This window comes from Flavobacterium solisilvae (genome assembly GCF_012911605.1).
GTDB classification, from domain to species: Bacteria; Bacteroidota; Bacteroidia; order Flavobacteriales; family Flavobacteriaceae; genus Flavobacterium; species Flavobacterium solisilvae.
On record NZ_JAAMPT010000079.1, the window covers coordinates 1 to 267 of the forward strand.

At 45.3% G+C, this 267-nt stretch carries 1 rRNA gene; it reads left to right on the forward strand.

The features are described 5' to 3' along the window. Positions 1-267, forward strand: a 23S ribosomal RNA gene (locus G6042_RS00375); the annotation flags it as partial.

Sequence of the window (267 nt, forward strand, 5' to 3'; positions counted from 1 at the left end):
ACGGGTTAATATTCCCGTACTACTGTTAATTGTGATGGGGTGACGGAGTGATGAAAGTACCGCGAACTGACGGAATAGTTCGTTAAAGCACCTACCTATAGGTCTTGTAGTTAAATGCGCAGGACTTGGGGAAATGCGATAGTACACGGAGTCTTCGGACAAAGTGATAGTGTACCTAAGGGCTTCCAAGAAAAACCTCTAAACTTAGATTAACAGTACCCGTACCGTAAACCGACACAGGTAGTCGAGGAGAGAATCCTAAGGTGC